At 60.9% G+C, this 23,411-nt stretch carries 24 protein-coding genes; 14 read left to right on the forward strand and 10 right to left on the reverse strand.

The window, feature by feature from the left end; all coding sequences use genetic code 11:
* Positions 1-148 precede the first annotated feature (148 nt).
* Positions 149-1,468 carry an Nramp family divalent metal transporter gene (locus PseAD21_RS26440; RefSeq protein ID WP_102358712.1) on the reverse strand — a complete coding sequence of 440 codons (1,320 nt, stop codon included), beginning with the start codon at positions 1,466-1,468 and terminating at the stop codon, positions 149-151.
* 79 nt (positions 1,469-1,547) lie between these two features.
* The gene (locus tag PseAD21_RS26445) at positions 1,548-2,084 is read right to left on the reverse strand and encodes a chalcone isomerase family protein (protein ID WP_102358713.1); all 537 of its coding nucleotides are present in this window, start codon (positions 2,082-2,084) and stop codon (positions 1,548-1,550) included.
* Between the two features lie 147 nt (positions 2,085-2,231).
* Between PseAD21_RS26445 and PseAD21_RS26450 the strand changes: the two genes are divergently transcribed.
* Together PseAD21_RS26450 and PseAD21_RS26455 are read left to right on the forward strand one after the other, a co-directional pair.
* Entirely contained in the window at positions 2,232-3,026 is a 795-nt protein-coding gene (locus PseAD21_RS26450; RefSeq protein ID WP_102358714.1) for a hypothetical protein, read from the forward strand.
* Between the two features lie 75 nt (positions 3,027-3,101).
* A complete protein-coding gene (locus tag PseAD21_RS26455) occupies positions 3,102-3,668 on the forward strand; it encodes a hypothetical protein (protein WP_102358715.1) in 567 nt (188 codons plus the stop codon).
* A gap of 3 nt (positions 3,669-3,671) precedes the next feature.
* On the opposite strand, the gene PseAD21_RS26460 is transcribed toward PseAD21_RS26455, so the two are convergent.
* The 4 genes from PseAD21_RS26460 to PseAD21_RS26475 form a co-directional block, all read right to left on the reverse strand.
* Positions 3,672-4,388: an alpha/beta hydrolase gene (locus PseAD21_RS26460; RefSeq protein ID WP_102358716.1), complete on the reverse strand. Its 717-nt coding sequence runs from the start codon at positions 4,386-4,388 to the stop codon at positions 3,672-3,674.
* A gap of 174 nt (positions 4,389-4,562) precedes the next feature.
* The gene (locus PseAD21_RS26465) at positions 4,563-5,675 is read right to left on the reverse strand and encodes a succinylglutamate desuccinylase/aspartoacylase family protein (protein ID WP_102358717.1); all 1,113 of its coding nucleotides are present in this window, start codon (positions 5,673-5,675) and stop codon (positions 4,563-4,565) included.
* A gap of 193 nt (positions 5,676-5,868) precedes the next feature.
* The gene (locus tag PseAD21_RS26470; protein ID WP_102358718.1) at positions 5,869-6,648 is read right to left on the reverse strand and encodes an ABC transporter substrate-binding protein; all 780 of its coding nucleotides are present in this window, start codon (positions 6,646-6,648) and stop codon (positions 5,869-5,871) included.
* A gap of 245 nt (positions 6,649-6,893) precedes the next feature.
* Positions 6,894-7,322, reverse strand: a complete 429-nt coding sequence (locus tag PseAD21_RS26475; protein ID WP_102358719.1) for a rhodanese-like domain-containing protein — start codon at positions 7,320-7,322, stop codon at positions 6,894-6,896.
* Between the two features lie 101 nt (positions 7,323-7,423).
* On the opposite strand from PseAD21_RS26475, the gene ftrA reads away from it, so the two are divergent.
* Positions 7,424-8,398, forward strand: coding sequence for a transcriptional regulator FtrA (gene ftrA, locus PseAD21_RS26480; RefSeq protein ID WP_102358720.1), 975 nt, complete (start codon positions 7,424-7,426; stop codon positions 8,396-8,398).
* Positions 8,399-8,512: 114 nt separating this feature from the next.
* Here ftrA and cobF read toward each other — a convergent pair whose 3' ends face one another.
* Together cobF and PseAD21_RS26490 are read right to left on the reverse strand one after the other, a co-directional pair.
* The gene (gene cobF / locus PseAD21_RS26485; RefSeq protein WP_102358721.1) at positions 8,513-9,268 is read right to left on the reverse strand and encodes a precorrin-6A synthase (deacetylating); all 756 of its coding nucleotides are present in this window, start codon (positions 9,266-9,268) and stop codon (positions 8,513-8,515) included.
* Positions 9,268-9,837 (reverse strand): histidine phosphatase family protein, encoded by a 570-nt coding sequence (locus PseAD21_RS26490; RefSeq protein WP_102358733.1) that lies wholly within the window; start codon positions 9,835-9,837, stop codon positions 9,268-9,270. Before PseAD21_RS26490 ends, cobF begins: the two co-directional genes overlap by 1 nt.
* A 331-nt stretch (positions 9,838-10,168) precedes the next feature.
* Between PseAD21_RS26490 and PseAD21_RS26495 the strand changes: the two genes are divergently transcribed.
* The 11 genes from PseAD21_RS26495 (at position 10,169) to PseAD21_RS29815 (ending at position 20,320) form a co-directional block, all read left to right on the forward strand.
* The gene (locus PseAD21_RS26495; protein WP_102358722.1) at positions 10,169-11,023 is read left to right on the forward strand and encodes a MurR/RpiR family transcriptional regulator; all 855 of its coding nucleotides are present in this window, start codon (positions 10,169-10,171) and stop codon (positions 11,021-11,023) included.
* Positions 11,024-11,025: 2 nt separating this feature from the next.
* The gene (locus PseAD21_RS26500) at positions 11,026-11,670 is read left to right on the forward strand and encodes an isochorismatase family cysteine hydrolase (protein WP_102358723.1); all 645 of its coding nucleotides are present in this window, start codon (positions 11,026-11,028) and stop codon (positions 11,668-11,670) included.
* Entirely contained in the window at positions 11,667-12,998 is a 1,332-nt protein-coding gene (locus PseAD21_RS26505) for a glutamine synthetase (protein WP_102358724.1), read from the forward strand. Before PseAD21_RS26500 ends, PseAD21_RS26505 begins: the two co-directional genes overlap by 4 nt.
* Positions 12,982-13,734, forward strand: coding sequence for an N-formylglutamate amidohydrolase (locus PseAD21_RS26510; protein ID WP_102358725.1), 753 nt, complete (start codon positions 12,982-12,984; stop codon positions 13,732-13,734). Before PseAD21_RS26505 ends, PseAD21_RS26510 begins: the two co-directional genes overlap by 17 nt.
* A gap of 88 nt (positions 13,735-13,822) precedes the next feature.
* Complete coding sequence (locus PseAD21_RS26515) at positions 13,823-15,172, forward strand: APC family permease (protein WP_102358726.1); 1,350 nt, start codon at positions 13,823-13,825, stop codon at positions 15,170-15,172.
* Positions 15,173-15,291: 119 nt separating this feature from the next.
* Positions 15,292-16,308 carry an arginine N-succinyltransferase gene (locus tag PseAD21_RS26520; RefSeq protein WP_102358727.1) on the forward strand — a complete coding sequence of 339 codons (1,017 nt, stop codon included), beginning with the start codon at positions 15,292-15,294 and terminating at the stop codon, positions 16,306-16,308.
* Between the two features lie 61 nt (positions 16,309-16,369).
* The gene (gene astA, locus PseAD21_RS26525) at positions 16,370-17,404 is read left to right on the forward strand and encodes an arginine N-succinyltransferase (protein WP_102358728.1); all 1,035 of its coding nucleotides are present in this window, start codon (positions 16,370-16,372) and stop codon (positions 17,402-17,404) included.
* 121 nt (positions 17,405-17,525) lie between these two features.
* A complete protein-coding gene (locus PseAD21_RS26530) occupies positions 17,526-18,395 on the forward strand; it encodes an oxaloacetate decarboxylase (protein WP_025111253.1) in 870 nt (289 codons plus the stop codon).
* Between the two features lie 301 nt (positions 18,396-18,696).
* Positions 18,697-19,470 carry a hypothetical protein gene (locus PseAD21_RS26535; protein ID WP_102358729.1) on the forward strand — a complete coding sequence of 258 codons (774 nt, stop codon included), beginning with the start codon at positions 18,697-18,699 and terminating at the stop codon, positions 19,468-19,470.
* Complete coding sequence (locus PseAD21_RS26540) at positions 19,467-20,147, forward strand: transposase (protein ID WP_102358730.1); 681 nt, start codon at positions 19,467-19,469, stop codon at positions 20,145-20,147. The genes PseAD21_RS26535 and PseAD21_RS26540 overlap by 4 nt, the downstream gene beginning before the upstream one ends.
* Entirely contained in the window at positions 20,144-20,320 is a 177-nt protein-coding gene (locus tag PseAD21_RS29815) for a hypothetical protein (protein ID WP_178082171.1), read from the forward strand. The genes PseAD21_RS26540 and PseAD21_RS29815 overlap by 4 nt, the downstream gene beginning before the upstream one ends.
* 187 nt (positions 20,321-20,507) lie before the next feature.
* Here the strand turns inward: PseAD21_RS29815 and PseAD21_RS26545 are convergent, their stop codons facing one another.
* Complete coding sequence (locus PseAD21_RS26545) at positions 20,508-21,743, reverse strand: M20/M25/M40 family metallo-hydrolase (protein WP_102358731.1); 1,236 nt, start codon at positions 21,741-21,743, stop codon at positions 20,508-20,510.
* A 209-nt stretch (positions 21,744-21,952) separates the two neighbouring features.
* Positions 21,953-23,026, reverse strand: coding sequence for a diguanylate cyclase (locus tag PseAD21_RS26550; protein WP_102358732.1), 1,074 nt, complete (start codon positions 23,024-23,026; stop codon positions 21,953-21,955).
* Positions 23,027-23,411 lie beyond the last annotated feature (385 nt).

Here is a 23,411-nt window from a genome sequence, read left to right on the forward strand (position 1 = left end):
GATCCAGCCTCCAATCCCCTGTGGGAGCGGGCTTGCTCGCGAAGGCGTCAGCTCATTCAACAACCATGTCGCCTGACCCACCGCTATCGCGAGCAGGCTCACTCCTACAATGGTCCAGCGGCAAGCTCATACGCCACAAAACACTCAGTCACACCGCCATCTGCAGAATCAACCAGGCATTCGCCCCACTGATCACCGCAAACAAGCCCCAGGCCAACACTCGGGTCGGCAGCCGGTTCACAAACGGCCCCATCAGTTGCTTGTCACTGGTCATGCGGATCAGCGGGTACAGCGCAAAAGGCAACTGCAGGCTCAACACCACCTGACTCAACACCAGCAACTTGCCCACCGCGTTGTCGCCCATCAGCCACACGCCGATGAACGCCGGAATCAGCGCCAGCCCGCGAGTGATCAAGCGCCGCTGCCAGCAGGGAATCCGCAGGTTCAGATAGCCTTCCATGATCACCTGCCCGGCGATGGTTCCGGTGAAGGTCGAGCTCTGCCCCGAGGCCAGCAACGCCACGCCGAACAGCACACTCGCCAGCGCGCCGCCCACCAGCGGATCGAGCAGGTGATAGGCATCCTGAATGTCGACCACGTCGGTATGCCCGGACTGGTGAAACGCCGCAGCCGCCAGAATCAGGATCGCCGCGTTGACCAGCAGCGCCAGTGCCAGCGAACCGATGGTGTCGATGCGCGCCAGGTTCACCGCGTCCTGCTTGCTCGCCAGGTCCTTGCCGATCATCCGCGTCTGCACGATCGAGGTGTGCAGGTAGAGGTTATGCGGCATCACCGTCGCACCGAGAATGCCAATCGCCAGGTACAACGGCGCAGCATCGCTGATCGCCGAGAACGACGGTTTGAAGCCGGCGAACACGTCCGGCCAGTAGGGTTTGATCAGCACCAGTTCGACGAAGAAACACACACCGATGGTCGCCACCAGTACCAGCATGATCGCTTCCAATCGGCGAAAGCCTCTGTTTTGCAGGGCCAGCACCAGCAGCGTGTCGAAGGCCGTCAGGGCAATGCCGAAGGTCAGCGAACAGCCGAGCAACAAGTGAAACGCCAGCGCGCAACCGAGCACTTCGGCGAGGTCGGTGGCGATGATCGAGATTTCCGCCAGCACCCATTGCAGGCGCGCGGTCGGGGTGCTGTAGCGTTCGCGGGACAATTGCGCCAGATCGCGCCCGGTGGCGATGCCCAGACGCGAACACAGGCACTGCACGACCATCCCCGCCAGACTCGCCAGCAACACCACAAACAGCAGGCTGTAACCAAAACGCGAGCCGGCCTCGATGGCGGTCGCCCAGTTGCCCGGATCCATGTAGCCGATCGACACCAGCAAGCCAGGACCGGCGAAGCGCAGTGCGCGTTTGAAAAACGAAGCGCGGGGATCGACTTCCACGCTGCCGGCGACTTCCGGCGGGCAGAACGGCGCGGTGGCGATTTTGGGCAAGCTGAATTTCACGCACACATCCAGAAACAAGTTCGAAAGGTGCAGCTTAGACGTTTCAGCCAACGCCTTGAAGGCTACGAGCCGCTGAAGGTTACCGATTCATGCCCAACAGTTGCTCGCGCAACTCGGGACTGCGGGTGCGCGGATCAAGCCAGATGTTGAAAAACGCCCGGGCAAACTGCGGATCATCGATTTCATGCTGCAACTGCTGCCCGACAAAAAACCGTGCGCCCTGCCCCGGCAGGTACACGCCGGTGATCCGCGTGCCGGCCTGCACGTCGACAAACGACTGCTGCATCTGCGCTTGCCACGCGGCCAGTTGCGCCGGGCTGACGCTGGCACCGCCCAGGCGTTTGATTTCATCGACGCTGGCCTGCACCAGATCATCACGCGAGACATGCCGCCGATAGATCAACTCCAGGGCAAACGGCTGCTCGGTCGACAGCGGCCGCGCGGCGCTCCACATCCGGGCGTTGTACACGTCGAAACCGAACACACTGAAATCCCCGGTGCCGATGACCTGCGCACCCGGCACGGCGTCCTGCCAGTTGGCCCAGGTCGGGGTCAGCAACAAGGCCCACAAACCGATGCCACAGCAACCACGCAACACCTTGGGCGTTCTGTTCATCGCGGCATCGACTCCGGTAAACCCTGATACTCAGAGCATAGTCGGCGATCGACGTCGGCATGTTGTATACAATTTTTGTAGCGCAACGCAGCAATCGGCGAGCGGCAATGCTAACGTGGCCCTCTCTCACCCGACGGAGCCTCCCGTGTGCTGATGCTCAAACTGCTGCTGATCCCCGGTTTTCTGCTGCTGATTTCTCTCGCCGGTAAACGTTGGGGGCCGAGCGTGGCCGGTTGGCTGTCGGGGCTGCCGGTGGTGGTCGGGCCGATTCTGTTTTTCCTCGCCATCGAACAGGGGCCGCAGTTTGCTGCGCAATCGGCGGTTGCGGCGCTGTCGGCGATGTTCGCCATGATCGCCTTCTGCATCACCTACGCGCAGGTGGCGCAGCGAGCGAACTGGCCGTTGGCGCTGACGGTTTCACTGGCGGTGTGGGCGGTGCTGGCGCTGGTGTTGTCGCTGATTCCGTCGTCACTGACGTTCTCGATCGCTGCGGCGGCGATTGCCCTGCTCGCCGCACCGTACCTGTTCCCCGACGTGCAGCCGGTGCTGAACGGCCCGGCGCCGAAGTCGGATAAACTGATCTGGCGGATGCTTGCCGGGGCAGCGCTGACGCTGCTGGTGACGATGCTCGCCAGTACCGTGGGCGAGCGCTGGAGCGGTCTGCTCGCGGTGTTCCCGGTGCTTGGCAGCGTGATGGCGGTGTTCTCTCAGCAGACTCGTGGCCCGGCGTTTACCGCGGCATTGCTGCGGGCGACGGCGACCGGCATGTACTCGTTTTCGGCGTTTTGCCTGGTGCTGGCGTTGACCCTGCCAACCCTGGGCCTCAGCGGATTTATCGCCGGCGTCGCGGTGTCGGTGGCGATGCTAGGGGTCACCCGCAAACTGCTGGCCCGCCCCGTGCCGGCAAAAGCCCGCCATCCCAAGGCGGACGCAAACGCCTGACAAACCGCGCTGGAATGCCATGCTCGCTCCGTGGGATCATCGCCGACCTGGCGCGACCATCCCTCGGAGATTCACATGTCATTGCTCAGCAAAAAAGCCGTCGTCCTGTTGCTGGCGGCGGTCGCCGGTCTCGGCGCCATCAATGCCCAGGCGGCCAAGGCCAAGGAAAAAGCCCCGACCAACAGCGTGTCGATGCTTGACGGCAAGTTCACCTTCGTCCTGCCCAAAGGCTTCACCGCCGACCCACTGCCTGCTGGCCCGACCGGCGCCAAGGGCACGATGTACACCAATCAGGCGACCAAGACCGTGGTCATCGCGGCGCAAAACCAGATCGCCGGTGGCGCCAGCGTCAAGGACAACGACAATGAATTTCTCGACGGCAGCCTGGCGAGTTTCATCGATGACCAGCGCAAGGCTTTGCCGGACTTCAACAAGCTCACCGAAAAGAGTCTGACTCAGAAAAGCAGCGGCCTCGGTGTGCGTCAGGTCGACAGCACCGCCACTCAGGGTGGCGGCCAGACTCTCAATACCACCCTGCTCGCGGCGTCGGGCAAACGCATGGCGCTGGTCCAGGTGATTTCCCGGGCCAACGACAAGAGCGGTCACGATGCGCTGGTGAAAACCATCCTCAAGGACAAGTGATCCTCACGGATTGAGCTGCTGCAGCCAGGCGTTCAAGTCCCGCAGTTCGGCCGCACTGATGCTGTGGCCAATGCCGGGATAGGCGTGAAACTCGGGGGTGTAGGCGAGTTTTTGCAGCAGCGCATTAGCCTCGGTGCCGTCGCGGTACGGCACCCGATCATCGGCGGTGCCGTGGCCGATGAAGATGTGCAGCGGCAGCGGTTGCTGCTGCGCCTTGAGCTCGCCCTTCAACACCGGCAACAGGCGTCCGCTCAACGCCGCGATGCCGCCGACCGCCACGGGCGGACGCAAGCCCACCTCGTAGGTCATCATCGCGCCCTGGCTGAAGCCGATCAGGTACACCTTGTCCGGGCTGGCGTGATATTTCTTCGCCGCCTGCGCGACAAACGCCCGCAGTTTCTGGCCGCTGGCCTGCAGATCATCGGTCTCACCGTTGTAGGCCCCTTCGCCTTTCTTGCGAAACCACTGGAAACGCCCCTCGCCCAACGCCAGCGGCGCCTGTACCGACAGGTAGTTGTATTGCGCCGGGAGCTGGAACTTCATGCCGATCAGGTCAGCTTCGTTACTGCCGTAACCGTGCAGGAAAATCACCAGCGGCCGGGTGTCCGCGTCCGGGTGAACCTGTTCGATGTACTTCAGTGGCAGGGCGCTTTGCAGCGTGGTTTGCGCGTGGACGGCACTGGACGCCAGGAGGGTTAACAGGGCTAACGCCTTCAACATAAAGCCTTCCTTCACGAGGTGTCGGGTTCATCGATGAGCCTAACACTGTCTGAAGATTGTGGTGCTGGCGAGACCGCTATCGCGAGCAGGCTCACTCCTACATTAGTGGCAACGCATTCCAAATGTAGGAGTGAGCCTGCTCGCGATGAGGCCAGAAAATCCAAAGGAAATCTGTCAGTCGTTGATCAGCTTGCCCACCCGAATCGGCTCACGCCCGGCCACCTTGGCCTGCCAGATCCCCGGCTGGGTATACCGTCCGCGATCAATCGCAAACAACACCCCGCTGGTGCCGGCGCACACGGTGCTGAGGCGGTCATTCAATGGGTCCACCACTTCGAACAGCGCATCACCCTTCTCGACCCATTCCCCGGCATTGCGCAGGAAGCTGACCACGCCATGGTGCGGGGCGAACAGGTATTCGGTGCCTTCGAACGGCATGCCTTCGCAACACTCCTGCGGCGCCGCCGGCCATTCGCCGCTGATGAATCCCTGTTCGGCGAGAAAGCCGAGAATCGCTGCGCAATTGGCCTGGGCCTGATCGACCCGGGTGTCGCCCATGCTGCCCAGTTCCAGAGTGGTGGCGAGGTTGGCCGGGGGAATCGCCGCGCTCGGGAACGTCTGCGCCAGACGCAACCACGGCGACGAACACGATTCGTCGAACGAACTGCCGCCAGAGTCTTCGCACAGCAATGCGACGCCAGCCTTCAATCGAGCCGCCAGCGATTGCCAGCGCGGCCAGTGTTGCGGCAGCGCGTAGAGGTGGATCGCCGCATCGAAATCGCAATGCAGATCGAGGGTGATGTCGGCATCGCAGGCGTGGCGCAACAGCAAGCGGTGCAGCGCTTCGAGCTGCGAGGCCGGGGCTGGCAACTCATCAAGCACCTGGCCCATGGTCTGGCGGATCAGCGCAATGTTGGCCTCGGCATCGCTGCCCAGCCGCGTGCCGATCCGCGCTGCGACCGGTGCGCTGAGTTCGACGAATGCGCGGTTGAAATTCTTGCCGCTGCCCAGTTCGAAGCGGCCCATGTGGCTGCCTTGCAGGTGCTGGTCGAGGCCGATCGGGTTAGCCACCGGCACCAGCTCGATCACCCCTAGCAGGCGGCCCTGCTGTTCCAGCTCGGCAAGGCGTTGTTTGAGTTCCCACGCAGTGCGCATGCCCGGCAGCTCGTCGGCGTGCAGGCTGGCCTGGATGTACACCTTGCGGCTGCCCGCGCCGTAACGAAATACGCTGAGGGAGCGTTCGCTGCCCAAGTGGCTCCAGGGCAGAACATGGTCGATGCGTTGCATGAGAAAACTCCTGAATGGCTGGATCACGCAGACCCTTGTAGGAGTGAGCCTGCTCGCGATAGCGGTGCGTCAGGCGCTAAGCGGCTGAATGTTAAACCGCTATCGCGAGCAGGCTCACTCCAAGGTTCTCATTTGAATCAGGGCACAAAAAAGTGGCCACCGTCTGCACGGGACCACTTTTTTCTACGGCGTATTAATGGCCGTACACGTCAAAGTCGAAGTACTTGTCCTGGACTTTCTTGTACTCGCCATTGGCGCGTATTTCGGTGATGGCCTTGTTGAGTTTCTCGGCCAGCGCGGTATCGCCCTTGCGCACTGCAATGCCGGCGCCGCCGCCGAAATACTTGGCGTCTTCGTAGGTCGGGCCGACGAATTCGAAGCCTTTGCCGGCGTCGGTTTTCAGGAAGCCGTCGCTCAGGTTGACCGAGTCGGCCAGCATCGCGTCAAGACGGCCGGACTTCATGTCGAGGTTGGCTTCCTGTTGCGAGCCGTAACGCACCACTTCAAACCCGGCGTCCTTGGCCATGTCGGTGGCGTAGCGGTCGTGGGTACTGGCGCGCAGCACACCGACTTTCTTGCCCTTGAGCTCGGTCAGCGGGTCTTTGACACCGGAGCCTTCCTTCATCACGAAGCGCGCCGGGGTGTGGTAGTACTTGATAGAGAAATCGACGTTCTTCTTGCGGTCTTCAGTGATGGTCATCGAGGACAGGATCGCGTCGATCTTCTTCACTTTCAGTGCCGGGATCAGGCCATCGAACTCCTGCTCGACCCACACGCATTTGACGTCCATCTGCTTGCACAGCGCATCGCCGATGTCGACGTCGAACCCGGTGAGTTTGCCGTCAGCGGTTTTCATCGAGAATGGCGGGTAAGCGGCTTCGATCCCGAGGCGGATCGGCTTGGCGTCTTCGGCCACAGCGGTCAGGGACAACATCGACAGTGCCAGGGCACCGAACATCACTAGCTTCTTCATTTATTACTCCTGTGTGCGGAGGCTTTTATTGGCAGCTTTCGATTGGCGTTCGGTCATGGCCATTTAGCAGCAAAAACCGAAGTGGCCGGCAGTCTATGGCGGCGCGCACAGGGCAAATTGTGTTTAAGCGACAAATACTTACAGAAAATCGGCGCGCGCGCTGACCGGAATCAACGGTGCGCCGACATGGTGCAAAGGCTGTAGGACAAACTCTGAACTTGCTCAGGAAATGGCTGAAAATTGCGTCAGCATTCGCAGCCAATCGGCGTTCTGGCGATCTGTTCGACACTCAGGCTGAAGCCCTCGTCCAGCCATCCGGTCACACCACCGATCATCTCCTTGACCGGGTAACCCAACGCCGCCAGTTTCACCGCGGCCTTGTTGGCGCCGTTGCAATGCGGGCCGGCGCAATAAACCACGAACAGTGTGCGCTTCGAGTAGTCCGCCAGGCCTTCGGCCGTCAGCGAGCGGGTCGGAATATTGATCGCGCCCGGCACATGACCACGTTCGAACGCCAGTGGCCCGCGCACATCGACCAGCACAAAATCGACCTCCCCGGCCTCCTGGCTGCTGAAGACGTCGGAACAATCGGTTTCAAAGGTCAGGCGATTGCTGAAGTGCATCAGGGCAATCGCCGACGGCGCGGCGGGAATTTCGCGAACCAGGCTGCTCATGCTGTGTAGCTCCTGCATCTGTGGGGTGTGAACAGACTTTATCGGGCCGGCGCTTGGCGCTACAGTGGCGGGCAAGACACTCACCGGGAATTTTCCGCCAAATGCCTGACTCACCTGGATTGGTCGCAATTCTGGCCTACGACGGCCTCTGTACCTTCGAGTTCGGGATTGCCGTGGAGATCTTCGGCCTGACCCGGCCGGAGTTCGATTTCCCGTGGTACGAGCACTGCATCGTTGCCGTCGACCAAGGGCCGATGCGCGCCATGGGCGGCATTCACGTGTTGGCCGACGGTGGCCTGGAGCTGCTGGCACAGGCGCGCACCATCATCATTCCCGGTTGGCGTGATCGCGAGGCCCCGGTGCCGCCGGCTCTGCTTGCAGCCTTGCGCCAGGCCCACGCCCGGGGTGCGCGACTATTGTCGATCTGCTCCGGGGTGTTTGTGCTGGCCGCCAGCGGCTTGCTCGACGGCCACGGCGCGACCACCCACTGGCGTTACAGCGATGAGCTGGCGCGGCGCTTTCCGGCGATCGCGGTCGATCCGCACGTGCTTTACGTTGATTCCGACCAGTTGATCACCTCGGCAGGCAGCGCCGCCGGGATCGATGCCTGCCTGCATCTGGTGGCCCGGGACTTCGGCACTCAGGTCGCCAATTCGGTCGCGCGGCGGCTGGTGATGTCGCCGCAACGCACCGGCGGCCAGGCGCAGTTCATCCCCACGCCGGTCAGCCCGACGCCACGCAACGACCTGTCGCGGGTGATGCAGTGGGCCCGCGAGCGTTTGCACCAACCGCTGGAAGTGCGTGATCTGGCCAGCGAAGCGGCGATGAGCGAACGCACCTTTCTGCGGAGGTTCAGCGAGGCCAGCGGGCAATCGCCCAAGGCCTGGTTGCAACACGAACGCCTCGCTCGGGCGCGGGAACTGCTAGAGAGCACCGCGCACAACACCGAGCAGATCGCCCAACGCTGTGGTTACCGCTCGGTGGAGAGTTTTCGCGTGGCGTTTCGCAGTGTGGTCGGGGTGCCGCCGTCGGTGTATCGGGAGCGGTTTGGGCGCGGGAGCAAAGCGATTTCCTGAGGTAGCGGTGATGGCTGATGGCCCCTTCGCGAGCAAGCTCGCTCCCACAGGGGTGCGCATTTCAAATGTGGGAGCGAGCTTGCTCGCGAAGGGGCCAGCCCAGACAACAACAATCTAGGGCTTGCGCAACAGATAAGTATCCATGATCCACCCATGCTCGGCCCGGGCAGCCTTGCGCACCCGCTCGATCTCAGCCGCCACATCCTCAAGCCTGCCGCTGATCAGAATTTCATCCGGCGTGCCCAGGTAAGCGCCCCAGTAAATCTCGGTCTGCTGATCCGCCACATGACGGTAGGAATCTTCAGCATCGAGCATCACCACCAGGCTGTCCGTGTCACTCACCTGCCCCGCCGCCAGGCGCCGGCCAGTGGTGATTTCAATCGACTTGCCAATAGTGTTCAACGGCACTTTGTGTTGCGCGGCCAAGGCTTGAACACTGGTGATGCCGGGGATCACTTCAAACTCGAAAGCACAGCGGCCTGACGCCAGAATCGCCTGCAGGATACGAATCGTGCTGTCGTACAGCGCCGGGTCGCCCCACACAAGGAAACCGCCGCACTGCTCGTCAGCCAATTCTTCATTGATCAGGCGTTCGAAGGTTTCCTGCTTGGCGCGATTCAAATCTTCGACCGCGTGGGTGTAGTCCACGTCGCCACGCTCGCGCTCCGGACTGTGGGCTTCGACGAGTCGATAAGCCGGATCGGTGATGTAGCGCGCACAGATGTCGCGACGCAGATCGATCAGTTTGTCCTTGCTCCGGCCTTTGTCCATCAGAAAGAACACGTCCACCCGGTTGAGTGCCTTCACCGCCTGCATCGTGATGTAGTCGGGATTACCGGCGCCAATGCCGATGACCAGCAGTCGTTTCATTACTGTGCTCCCGCAAGATCGATACCCGGCAAGCGTAGCCGCCAGATCCCGTTGAACCGCAGTTCGAGCACTGACAGCGGTTCAACATCAATCGCGTTGAATGCTTCGCCCTGCACCACCTGCATCAAGGCGGCGCGCACCACGAATGGGTGGGTGATCGCCACAATGTGTCCCGGCGAGGCTTGCAGGCTGTGCAGCCACGCCGCAACTCGTTCGCCCAATTGCCTCACCGACTCGCCACCATGGGGTGCCACCTGCGGATCGTTGATCCACGCCTGCAAGGCCTCGGCCTCGCTCAGTTGCAGATCCTTGATCGCTTGCCCGTGCCAGCGCCCCCAATCGCAATCACGCAGCGCTTCGTCCACTTGCGGTGCCGCACCGAACCACTCGGCGGTCTGGCGCGTGCGCAATTCCGGCCCGCACAGCAAACGCATGGCGCTACCGAACTGTTTTGCCAACGCACCGAGTGCCAATGGCTGATTTTCAACAGGCTCGTTCGTAGGAAAACGCGACAATTTCTGTGCGACAGTTCGAGCATGGCAAATCAAAGTCAAACGGGTGGATTGCACAGGGCTGCACTCGATGAACGTCAGTTGAATCGGCGGCAAACGGCCGGTCTTGCGGCAATTGTGCCGCAAACCGGGCGGCTCATGGGATCTCGCAACCTTGGCATCCAACCTGCCGAACCTGAAAAAACGGCAATGTCTCACACACCAATGGGCAATGGACTACAAAGGCAGGTGATATCGGTGTAGCCCTTGTTACACAGGGCTCTGACGTTATTTAAACACTGAGTAGCTACTGCTAAAAATTCACTAGACATGTAACCTGAGTTACATAAATACTGTTTTAACGGATTGTGAAACGAATTCAACAATCCTTCATCCAGCAGGAGCCCGGATGCCCCCTCTTAGAGACTTGATCACCGATCCCGGCCTGGAACTGACACCGTCGGAGCGCAAAGTGATTCGCGCCCTGCTCGACCAGTATCCACGCAACGGTCTGGGTCCGATGGCGCGTCTGGCCGAACACGCCGGCGTCAGCGATCCGACCATCGTACGGCTGGTGAAGAAGCTCGGATTCGGCGGTTATGCCGAATTCCAGGACGCCCTGCTCAGCGACATGGACCACCGCCTGCGTTCGCCGCGCACCCTGTTGCAACCGCGCTCGCACCTGAACAAGGACGATGCCTGGGGCCATTATCTGGCCGACAGCCAGCGTCTGCTGCTGGAAACCCAAGCCCTGACCCAGCCTGAAGACGTACGGATTCTGCTGGACTGGCTGCTCGATACGCGGCACCAGATCTACTGCTTCGGCGGACGCTTCAGCGGCCTGATGGCCAACTACCTGCTCAATCACCTGCGCCTGCTGCGCCCCGGCTGCTTTGCTCTGGAAGACAACGCGCAACTGCCGGACCGATTGTTCGATCTGCAACGCCAGGATGTCGTGCTGCTGTTCGACTATCGCCGCTATCAGACCCAGGCCGTGCGCGTGGCCAGTGCCGCAAAAAGCCGCAACGCCCGGGTGGTGTTGTTCACCGACATCTATGCCTCGCCGCTGCGTGAACTGGCCGACCTGATCATCAGCGCCCCGGTGGAATCGGCCTCGGCATTCGACACCATGGTGCCGGCGCTGGCCCAGGTCGAGGCGCTGATTGCCTGCCTGACCCTGCGCAGCCCCGATCTGGCCGATCGCCTGGAAGGCATCGACGCCCTGCGCAACGACTTCAACACCCACCTGCTGGAGGATAAATAAGGATGTTCAGCCTTCCCCACCGCTCGCCGCGGGACTTGCCGTTTGTCACCGATCACACTGCGTTGCTGCTGGTGGACATGCAGCGTGCGTGGCTCGAACCGCAGTTCGACCCGCACCTGAACGGGCCGGACGCCGAGTATTTCCTGACCCGCGCGCACATGCAGGTGGTGCCCAACCAGCGCCGGTTGCTCAGCGCCTTTCGCGAAGCGCGACAGAACGTGCTGCACACGATTATCGAAAGCCTGACCGCTGACGGTCGCGACCGCTCGCTGGACCACAAGCTGTCGGACATGCACCTGCCCAAGGGCAGTGAACAGGCGCGAATCATCGACGACCTGACCCCGGTGGAAAACGAGATCGTTTTGCCGAAGACTTCATCCGGGGTGTTCAACTCGACCAACATCGATTACGTGCTGCGCAACCTCCAAACCCGTCATCTGATCATCGCCGGCATTGTCACCGACCAGTGCGTCGACATGGCGGTGCGCGACGCCGCCGACCGTGGCTATCTGGTGACGCTGGTCGAAGACGCCTGCGCCACCTACACCCCGGCGCGGCATGACGCCTGCCTGAACGCAATCAAGGGTTACTGCTGGATCACCGACACACAAACCGTGCTCGCACGGTTGCAGGAGCTGCGCCCATGAGCGAGCGCCTGACGCCGTTGCCGATGACCACCATCGTCACCACCGACCTGATCGGCATCACCCGAGGCCGTTCGTTTCCCACCGACGAGCTGGAGCATTATCAAGCCGCCGGTTGCGGCTGGGTGCCGGCCAACAGCGCACTGACGCCGCAGGACATCATCGCTTCGAGCAACCCATGGGGCGCTTATGGCGACTTGCGGCTGATCCCTGACCTGAGCAGCCGCGTCACCGTCGGCAATGGCCCGGACGCCGCAGCACCGGCGCTGGATTTCATCCACGGCGATATCCGCGAGACCGATGGCCGCCCGTGGAGCGCCTGCCCGCGCACGTTGTTGCGCGATGAAATAGAGCGCTATCGCGACGCACTCGGCTTGCAGGTCAACGCCGCGTTCGAACACGAATTCAACCTGCATGCCGGTTTTGCCGAACACCTGGCGTTCTCCCTCGAAGCCCAGCGTCAGGGCGCCGAATTCGGCGGCTGGCTGCTCAGCGCGCTGCGCGCCGGTGGTGTCGAGCCGGAAATGTTCCTGCCCGAATACGGCAAGCATCAGTACGAAATCACCTGCCGCCCGACCCGCGGTGTGGCGGCGGCGGACCGCGCGGTGAATGTGCGCGAGATCACTCGCGAAATCGCCCGGCAAATGGGTGTCGACGTCAGCTTCGCGCCGAAAACCAAGGCCGACGCGGTGTGCAACGGCGTGCACCTGCACGTCAGCCTGCTCGATCTGCAAGGTCTGCCGATGCTGTACGACGCCGGCACCAGCAACGGTCTGTCGACCCTCGGCCAGCATTGGGCCGCCGGGATCCTGCATTACCTGCCTGCCCTGTGTGCGTTCACCGCACCGACACCGGTGTCGTATGAACGCCTGCAACCGCATCACTGGAGCGCGTCCTACGCCTGCCTGGGGCAGCAAAACCGTGAAGCGGCGCTGCGCATCTGCCCGACCGTGAGCCTGGGTGGCAAATCCGTGGCGGCGCAGTACAACCTGGAATTTCGCGCCATGGACGCCACCGCCTCGCCGCACCTGGCGATGGCCGCGCTGCTGATCGCCGGACGGCTGGGCATCGAACAGCGTCTGGCACTGAACGCGATCACTGATGAGATTCCCGATTCACTCAACGACGAGCAACGCAAGGCCCGGGGCATTGTTGCCCTGCCCGCCTCACTGGCCCAGGCGCTGGATTGCCTGCGTGACAGCGCAGCCTTCAACCAATGGCTGCCCAAGCCGTTGCTCGACACATACCACGCCCTTAAAACCGAGGAACTGGCGCTGACGGAACAGCTCTCGCCCGCTGACCTGTGTGAGCACTATGCACGCCTGTACTGAATCCGCCGAGCTGGGGTTGTACACCCGCCCGGTCTACAACCTGAGCCGTGAAGATTCTTCGCATCCGTTGATTTTGGTGTGTGAGCACGCCAGCCGCTACATCCCCGAAGCCCTGAACAATCTGGGCCTGGACGATGCAGCTGCCCGCGAGCACATCGCCTGGGACATCGGTGCACTGCAACTGGCTGAAAAGCTCTCGGAAACACTTGGGGCGACGCTGTTGAGCGCCAATTATTCACGCTTGCTGATCGACCTCAATCGGCCCCGGCATGCCCCTGACAGCATTCCGGCGCAGAGCGAGATTTATCAGGTGCCCGGCAACCGCGACCTGGATGAAGCCACTCGCGAATACCGGCGCCAGAACCTGTTCAAACCGTTTCACGCCCGGCTGCAGACCCTGATCGACGAACGCCTCGCGCAGGGTCAAGCGGTGCGGGTGGTTGGGATTCACAGTTTCACCCCGGTGTATTACGGCCAGCCGCGCCCGCTGGAAGTCGGTGTGCTGTTCGGTCAGGCCAGCGCGTATGCCCAACGGGTGATCGACGGTCTCGGCCAGCACCCGCTGATGGTCGCGGGCAACCAGCCGTACCGGATTGATCCGTTGGGCGACATGACCGTGCCGGTGCACGGCGATGCCCGAGGCCTGGAGTCAGTGCTGATCGAGGTGCGCAACGACCTGTTGCGCAGCCCCGAAGCGGTATCACTGTGGGCCGAGCGCCTGGCGCCACTGTTGTAACGAATGCTGTAGAAACTGCTGACGCTGTACACGACGGATCGACATAACAACTAAAAACGCTGGATAGGCTGACAAGGAGTTGCGCTTCATGGAAATAGAAGAGTTTGGCTACAAACAGGAGTTGAAACGTAGCCTGACACTGACCGACCTGGTGGTGTACGGGATGATCTTCATGATCCCCATCGCCCCCTTCGGCGTGTATGGCTACGTCAATGCCGAGGCGCCCGGGATGGTGCCGTTGGCTTACATCATCGGCATGGTGGCGATGCTGTTCACCGCACTGAGCTACGGCAGCATGGCGCGGGCGTTTCCGATTGCAGGTTCGGTGTATTCCTACGCGCAACGCGGCCTCAATCAACACGTCGGCTTCATCGCCGGCTGGTTGATGTTGCTCGACTATCTGCTGATTCCACCGCTGCTGTACGTCTATGCAGCGATGGCCCTGAACCATCTGTACCCGGACATTCCCAAAGTCGGCTTCATCCTGGCGTTCCTGGTCAGCGCGACCTTCGTCAACCTGCGCGGCATCACCTTCACCGCCCGGATGAACATCATCTTCCTGCTGGCGCAACTGGTGGTGCTGGGGATTTTCCTGTTCTACGCCTGGAATGCCCTGCACAACGGTGGCGGTAACGGCGAGCTGACCCTGGCGCCGCTGTATCACCCGCAAACCTTCAACTTCGCCCTGCTGATGCAAGCGGTGTCGATTGCGGTGCTGTCGTTCCTGGGCTTCGATGCGATCTCGACCCTCGCCGAAGAAATCAAAGGCGACCCCGGCAAAAGCGTCGGCCGGGCAGCGCTGATCACCCTGGTGGTGATGGGCGTGATTTTCGTCGTACAGACCTGGATCGCCACCGATCTGGCCGCCGGCGTGGGCTTCAAATCCGCCGATACCGCGTTCTATGAAATCGCCGAAATCGCTGCCGGCAGCTGGCTGGCAACCTTGACGGGGGTGGCCACTGCCCTGGCCTGGGGCGTCGCGGTGGCGATCACCTCGCAAGCCGCCGTGTCACGCCTGCTGTTCGGCATGGCCCGCGACGGCAAGCTGCCGAAAGTACTGGCCAAGGTACACCCGAAACACAACACCCCGTACCTGAGCATTTATCTGGTGGCGGTGCTGTCGCTGGTGATCTGCTACCTGTTCATCAATTCGGTCGACACCCTGACCTCGCTGGTCAACTTCGGTGCCCTCAGCGGTTTCATGCTGCTGCACCTGACGGTGATCAACTACTACTGGCGTCGGCAGAAGTCCGGTCAGGTCGTGCGTCATCTGATCTGCCCGCTGATCGGCTTCATCATCGTCGCCGCCATCATGTACAACATGGGCGTCGATGCGCAGAAACTCGGGCTGATCTGGATCGTCCTGGGCCTGGTGTACCTGTTCTTCCTGAACAAGCTCGGCGCCAGCACCGCGCTGCCTGACCCGAGCAATGGCTGACAAGAAAAAGGGCGGCGTCTGACAACAAATCAGGCGACCGCCGCTTTAAAGCGTGGCAACCGACAGTGATAGTCAGGTTCGGTGAGGATCACCGAACCCTTTGATACAGGAGTGCATCCATGCTGGTCTTACGCCCAGTCGAGCCAACCGACCTGCCGCAATTGCAGCAACTGGCCCGCGACAGTCTGGTCGGCGTCACGTCGCTGCCGGACGACAGCGAGTGCCTGCGCGAAAAAATCGCCGGTTCCTGCGCTTCCTTCGACAGCGACATTCAGGCGCAAGGCTCGGAGAACTACTTCTTCGTGCTGGAAGACCTCGAAAGTCGGCGGCTGGTCGGCTGCTCGGAGATCCTCGCCACTGCCGGTTTCAACGAACCGTTCTACAGCCTGCGCAACCGCCACTTCACCAGCGCCTCGCGGGAATTGAACATCGAGCACGGCGTGCCGGCGCTATCGCTGTGTCACGACCTCAACGAACACACCCTGCTGCGCGGCTTTCACATCGATAACGCGCTGGTGCGCAGCGCCTTTTCCGAATTGCTGTCGCGGGCGCGCCTGCTGTTCATCGCCGCCCACGCACAACGTTTCTCCGATGCGGTGATCACCGAAATCGTCGGTTACAGCGACGAGAACGGCCACTCGCCGTTCTGGGACGCCCTGGGCAAGCATTTCTTCGACCTGCCCTACGTCGAGGCCGAGCGCCTGTGTGGTCTGCAAAGCCGCACGTTTCTCGCCGAACTGATGCCGCAATATCCGATTTACGTACCGATGCTGCCCCTGGCCGCACAGGAATGCATCGGCCGGATTCACCCGGACGGCCAGGAAGCCTTCGACATCCTCGAGCGTGAAGGCTTTGAAACCAACAGCTACATTGATCTGTTCGACGCTGGCCCGACCCTGTATGCGCGCACCGCGAACATCCGTTCGATTGCCCACAGCCAGACCGTCACCGTGCGCCAGCAAGCACAGATCGACGCCCGGGGCCGTTATCTGCTGAGCAACGACGCACTGCACGGCTTTCGGGCCATCGTCGCGGAACTGGATTACCAGCCCGATCAACCGCAGTCCCTCACGCCAGCCCTGTGTGCGGCGCTGAATGTCACCGATGGCCGCACGATCAGGCTGATTGCCCTGTGAACCACGCCCGGTTGCACACCCAACGACAGTGCCCGAACAGGCGCGTACAAGGAGTTACCGCATGATCGTCCGTCCGGTCAAAGTCAGCGACCTGCCAGCGCTGATGACCCTGGTCCGACAGGCCGGCCCGGGGTTCACTACCCTGCCGGCCAATGAAGACCGCCTCGCCCACCGGGTGCGCTGGGCCCAGCGTGCATTCGCCGAGCAGGTGGAACGGGCCGACGCCGATTATCTGTTCGTGCTCGAAGACGACGACCTGCGCGTGGTCGGCGTCAGCGCCCTGACCGGGGCGGTTGGCCTGCGCGAGCCGTGGTACAACTACCGCGTCGGGTTGACCGTGAGTTCGGCACCGGATCTGGGCATTTCGCGACAGATCCCCACGCTGTTTCTCAATAACGAACTGACCGGTCAGTCGGAACTGTGTTCGCTGTTCCTGCATCCGCAGCACCGGCACGGCAATAATGGCCGGCTGCTGTCGCTCGGACGCCTGTTGTTCGTGGCTGAGTTCCCGCAGCTGTTTGGCGAGAAGATGATTGCCGAACTGCGCGGCAGTGCCGATGAGCTCGGCTGCTCGCCGTTCTGGGACAGCCTGGGCCGACACTTTTTCAAGATGGACTTCAGCCACGCCGACCACTTGTCGGGCCTGGGCAACAAGTCGTTCATCGCCGAACTGATGCCGCGCCAGCCGCTGTACACCTGCCTGCTCACCGAACAGGCGCAAGCAGTCATCGGTCAGCCGCACCCCAACACCGAGCCGGCGCTGAAGATCCTGCGCGAAGAAGGTTTTGTGCATAAGGGCTACATCGACATCTTCGACGGCGGCCCGGTAGTCGAAGCCGCGATCCCCAACATCCGTACCGTGCGCGACAGCCTCGCACTGACGTTGAGCCTCGGCACACCGGACGATCAGGCACCGTTGTGGCTGATCCACAACCGGCGCCTGGAAAACTGCCGCATCACCGTCGCTCCGGGCCGTCAGGTCGGCAATACTCTGGTGGTCGATCGCCTCACCGCCAAGCGCCTGCAGCTGCAACCAGGCAATTCGGTGCGTGCGGTGCTGCTGCCCAGGCAACAGCAACAGGCGGTCGCGGCCTGAATCCCCTTCTCTCTCGCAAATTCGTCATGAACCTTGACCCACTCGCGTGATAGCCTTTTCATTCTTCGGCGTTGACACCTTTGCTCAAGCCGTTCCATTCCTTTGTATTGGTGGAACTCGTATGACCAGGCTTTCCCATCAAGATTTGCGCCGTAACTTCCGTCAATTGCTGGCCTCCGACACGTGCTACCACACCGCCTCGGTATTCGACCCGATGTCCGCGCGCATTGCCGCAGACCTGGGTTTTGAAGTGGGGATCCTCGGCGGCTCCGTGGCCTCGTTGCAGGTACTGGGCGCCCCCGACTTTGCCCTGATCACCCTCAGCGAATTCGCCGAACAGGCCACCCGTATCGGCCGCGTCGCCCAATTGCCGGTGATCGCCGACGCCGACCACGGCTACGGCAACGCCCTCAACGTGATGCGTACCATCGTTGAACTGGAACGCGCCGGCGTCGCCGCCCTGACCATCGAAGACACCCTTCTGCCGGCACAATTCGGGCGCAAATCCACCGACCTGATCTCGGTCGCCGAAGGCGTCGGCAAGATCCGCGCGGCACTGGAAGCCCGGGTCGATTCGGAAATGGCGATCATCGCCCGCACCAACGCCGGCATCCTGCCGAATCAGGAAATCATCAGCCGTACCCGGCAGTACCAGGCCGCTGGCGCCGACGGCATCTGCATGGTTGGCGTGCAGGACTTCGATCAGCTGGAACAGATTGCCGAACACCTGACCGTCCCGCTGATGCTGGTCACCTACGGCAACCCGGCCCTGCGTGACGACAAGCGTCTGGCAGAACTCGGCGTGCGCGTGACCATCGACGGCCACGGCGCGTATTTCGCCGCGATCAAGGCCACCTACGACAGCTTGCGCGAACAGCGGCAGATCTTCACCCAGGCCTCAGACCTGAGCGCCACCGAGCTGACGCACACTTATACCCAGCCTGAGGAGTACATTCTCTGGGCCAAGGAATACATGAGCGTGAAGGAATAATTCGACACTGATCCGAACGCCACGGGTAACTACTGATACAGCCGGTAGACGCAATGTCACCGGCCAAGTTGCGAACAACTCCCAACTTAATAGCCATACACCAAAATCAACAACACACCCACTAACAAACACCAACATTTAACAACAACTTGTGCATTGATATTAAATATCGCCCACCTATAATCCAAATCAATTAAACAACTGTACACCCAACAATAAACAACGCATTAAAAATCATCAGCCGAATTATTTATTCGAGTACTTTCCAACTTAATCTACAGCCAACACGGACTGACCTCCCATGATAAAAACATTGCTCAATCCAGACTTGACGCCAGCACAACTTATTACCCGCATCAAGACGATGAACATGGGAACCGAAGTGAAGAGCCTGGCAGACCAACTACTCGAAGCAACAGCAGATACTCAGGACACGTCTCACCGCGCTGCGATCATGAAAGTGCTGAACATTCACACTGGAACGCTGACATTACACTGCAACAAAGATGGCAACATTAGTATCAAGGCACCTGACAACGCACCGGCACCGGAACAATTCTATTCCGTACCCGGCAAAAGTATCTTGTTTGCAATCAACGGGGAGTCATTTCCCATTCAACTTTACCAGCTCGAAGATCAGTGCCTGACGCGCGCAGAGCGGGTCAGTGTGGACGGCAATAATCCGTTGTTCGTGGACGGTGCAAAGGTCCTGTTCGACAGCAACCCCGACGGCAACGGGCATCCGGCCTTCATTGGCAGCATCAATCTGCCTGAAAGAACTGCCGACATCGGTGTATTTGACCCCGACTCATTGCGCAAAATCGCCTGGTTCCCGCATGACGACAGTGCCGCACGCTTCCTGGCGAGTCTTGAGCTGCTTGAAGCCGCCCAGGACCCCGGCGCCTGCAAAGTGGCTGAAGAATTGATTTATCACTACCACCCCGCTGTCGCCTGGAAGGCCTTTCAGATAATCAGCAGAACCGATCTGCAGGCTGCCTTGAATTGCGCGCCGCTGTTGAGAAACCTGCAAAACAGCCGTCTGAACCATTTACTCGACCAGTGTGAAGCCGCATGAAACTGAATACTTTTGTCGAGCGTATGGCGACCTACGACCTGCAGCTGGACAGCGCAAAAATCATTGACGACCTGCGTCAACTGGCGACTAACCGTACGTTGTTGAGCGAATACCTTTACACAACGATCCAGCAGGACGGTTTCAGTACCAAAAACAGACTCTACGGCGCTTATGCATTTGTTCTGCATTCCAACGATCTGTTTACCGTACGCCTGGGGTTCTGGTCGCCGGTCACGTCACAGGATGAGCGGGAAACCTTCATCTACGACCTCAACCACAGTCATGACTTCGAACTCTATTGCGTGGGTTACAGCGGTGACGGTTACACCACCGTTTCGCGAGAGATTCTCGAGCAAACGCCTCTTCAGGCAGGCGTAAAGCCGAAGTTTGGCGATGAAAGAGTACTTAAACTTATTCCGGGTGAGGTGCTGCACATGCTTCCACTGCGCGAAGTCCACAAGCAGCTTCCACCTGAAACGATGTCCGCCTCGCTGAGTTTGCTAATCCATCCTCGGCAGGAGACAAAAACCGAAGAAGCCTGGTGCTTCGACGACAACCTGGTACCGACTTATCCCGGTATCGCCCGGCAGGAGACAGCGCTCTTTGAAAGCCTGCTGTCCCGGCTACAACGTGAGCAGACTTCACTGCTCACTCAATCAGAAAGGAAATCTGTATGAACAAGCAACTCGATAACTGGAACTCGACTCCACTGCTGCATGCTGGCGCCAACGTCATCAACACACCGGTGGCAACCGCTGCGGCATCGCCATGTGCGGGCATCATTCCACGTTACAACGTGGGCAACATTCACGAAATCAAACAATTCTGGAACAACGCGCAACCCGCCTGAGTCTTGCTGGCCCGGCGTACCATGAGTGTCAAGAAGTGGTGCGCCGGCCGGACTGACGCCATCGCGAGCAAGCCCGCTCCTACATTGGATCTGTGTCGAACACGTGTATTGTGTTCACTGAAAATCCACTGTGGGAGCGGGCTTGCTCGCGAAGGCGTCAGTCGCAACGCCGCTATATCGGCACAGCTCAGCGCTTGGACAGTTCCATGATCATCCGCGACAACAGATAAATCCGTGGCGTCACGCTCGCCACTTCGGCGTATTCCTCCGGCGTGTGAATATTGCCGCCGACAATCCCGAAGCCATCCAGCGTCGGTGTACCAACTCCCGCCGACAGGCTGGCATCCGCCGCGCCACCGCTGCCCTCTTCGGTCAGCTTGCGGCCGATCTCGCCGTAAATCCCCTGCGCCATGGCCATCAAACGATCCGACTCCGCCGTCTGCGGCATCGGCGGCAGGCCGCGTTTGAGGCTCGTGGTCACTTCGGTTTCCGCTATCAGCTTGTCCTGCGAGACCCGTGCCAGGTCTTTCTCGATCCGGTCGAACTCTTCCGGCACCGCCGCGCGCACGTCTGCCTTGGCCGTTGCGCGATCCGGGATCACGTTGGTGCGATCGCCGGCCTGGAGCACGGTGAAATTGATCGTGGTTTTCTTCGTTTCGTCGCCGAGTTTGCCCAGTTGCAGAATCTGGTGCGCCGCTTCCATCGCCGCGTTACGCCCCAGCTCCGGTGCGACGCCGGCATGTGCCGCTTTACCTTTTACCTCGACCAGCGCCGTCGCGCTGCCCTTGCGCCACACCACCAGACCATCGGCCGGGCGGCCCGGTTCGAGGTTGAGGGTCACGTCGTGAGCCTTGGCGGTTTTCTTGATCAGGTCGGTGGCGACGTCCGAGCCGGTTTCTTCACTGGCGTCGAGCAGGAAGGTGATTTGCGCGTAGTCCTTGAAGTCGAGGTTTTTCAGAACTTTCAGCGCGTAGATCCCGGCGACGATGCCGCCCTTGTCGTCCATCACCCCTGGCCCGTAGGCGCGGCCGTCCTTGATGTGAAACGGGCGCTCGGCAGCGGAGCCTTCCTTGAACACCGTGTCCATGTGCGCCATCAAGAGGATTTTCGCCTTGCCGGTGCCTTTGAAGGTCGCCAGCACGTGGTTGGATTTTTCCGGGGTATTGGGCACCAGTTCGATGGTCGCGCCGAGTTTTTTCAGCTCATCGATGGCAATCTCGCTGACTTGTTTCAGGCCCGGCTCATAGCCTGAACCGGAGTCGATGTTGACCAGCCGTTCCAGCAGCTTCAGGGCTTCGGGCTGATACTGTTCGGCATCGGCCAACACTCGCTTGTGCGGTTCGGCGAAGACGCTGGCGGTACTGAGGGCGAGGGACAGGCCGAGGCTGGCGGCCAGCAGGGAGCGGGAAAATGAGAACGTCATGAATCGATCCTTGTTTCGCGTCGGGGGGATTGAACCGTACCTGACATCGACGCAAGGCTCTATACCGGATGCGACACCTCTGCGGCCGACACCGAACACCTGTAGGAGTGAGCCTGCTCGCGATAGCGTTATATCGGTCGACATCCGGGTTACTGATAGATTGCTATCGCGAGCAGGCTCACTCCTACAAAAGGAATGGTGGTGAGCAATCAGACAGAATCGAGCAGTTCGTGCTTCGGCCGGTCTTCACTGTTGCAGATTACCCGATTGCGCCCGCTGGCCTTGGCCTCGTACAGCGCCTGATCCGCATCATTGAGCCAGCGAGTCGCATCCCCGTGGGCCGGGTCGTAAGCGGCCAGACCAATACTGAGACTGACCTTGAGTGCCGGGTTCTGCTCATAACCCAGGGTGGAAAATCGCTCGCGCAAGGCTTCCATCGCCTGGGCGGCATTGAACAGCGGCAGGTCGGGCAGGATCACGCAAAATTCGTCACCGCCGTAGCGCCCGGCCACGTCCGCGGCGCGCAGGTTCTGCTTGAGCATCTTGCTCAGCTGCCGCAGCACGATGTCGCCTGCCACGTGACCGTAGGTGTCGTTGATCGACTTGAAATGATCGATGTCAATCAATGCAATCGCCGCGCCCTGCTTCTGCCGGCGGCAGCGTTGAAATTCGATTTCCAGTTGATCCTTCCACGCGCCATGGTTGAGCAATCCGGTGAGGCTGTCGGTGCGGCTCAGGGCCAACAACTCACGCTTGTGCAGCCCCAGCGTGTAGGCCTGGCGAAAGCAGATCCAGCCCAGCGCCAACGGGTACAGCATCAGCAATGGCAGGCACGCATACAGTTGCAGCGGTGAGGTTTGCGGGATGAACGCCGGGGCGAAAACCACCAGCCCAACGCCAATACCAAGGATCTGCGCCGCCAGGCCCGCCGCGAGAAAACGCAGACCGCCGATGGCGACGTTGTTCATCGCCATCATCGAAATGGTGGTGGCGCTGGGCAGCGGATTGAAATGCATGGCGGCGACCCAAAAGCCGCCCATAAACGCGTCGATCAACAGATTGCGGTGTTCGGCGTGGTAGGGAACGCTGGAGCGACGCGCCCATTGGAACGCCAGGTGCGGCCAGAGCAGGCCGTTGAACAGCATCAGCGCCCAGACCCACAGCGGCGGTTCGAGCGGGTACATCGCCGCGCTCACGCACAACAACCCCAGCACCAGCCCGAGGGTTCGCGATGTATAAAGCCTCCTGGCCAATGAAAGTCCCTTTCCCCCCTTGTTTCGCATAAGGGCCTCGAGCACTCAACGGAACCTGCACACACCGTCAGACGGATGTGCTGGAAGTCTAACAGCCAGCCGTTAAATAGCCATCACCAGCCGGCCGCCTCACCCCGTTAAATCGCACTGTGGGAGGGGGCTTGCTCGCGAAGGCGGTGGGGCAGCCAACATCTTCGGTGAATGACACGGCGCTTTCGTGAGCAAGCCCACTCCCACATGGGTTTTGTGGTGTGTCAGAGGTCGAGTGTGTGTCTTGTTGAATCGAGCAAAGTGCAGGAGCTGCCTGGAATACAGATCCTCTGTGGGAGGGGGCTTGCTCCCGAAGGCGGTGGGGCAGCCAGCATTTTCGGTGAATGACACGGCGCTTTCGTGAGCAAGCCCACTCCCACAGGGG

It is taken from the genome of Pseudomonas sp. AD21 (assembly GCF_002878485.1).
Classification (GTDB): Bacteria; Pseudomonadota; Gammaproteobacteria; order Pseudomonadales; family Pseudomonadaceae; genus Aquipseudomonas.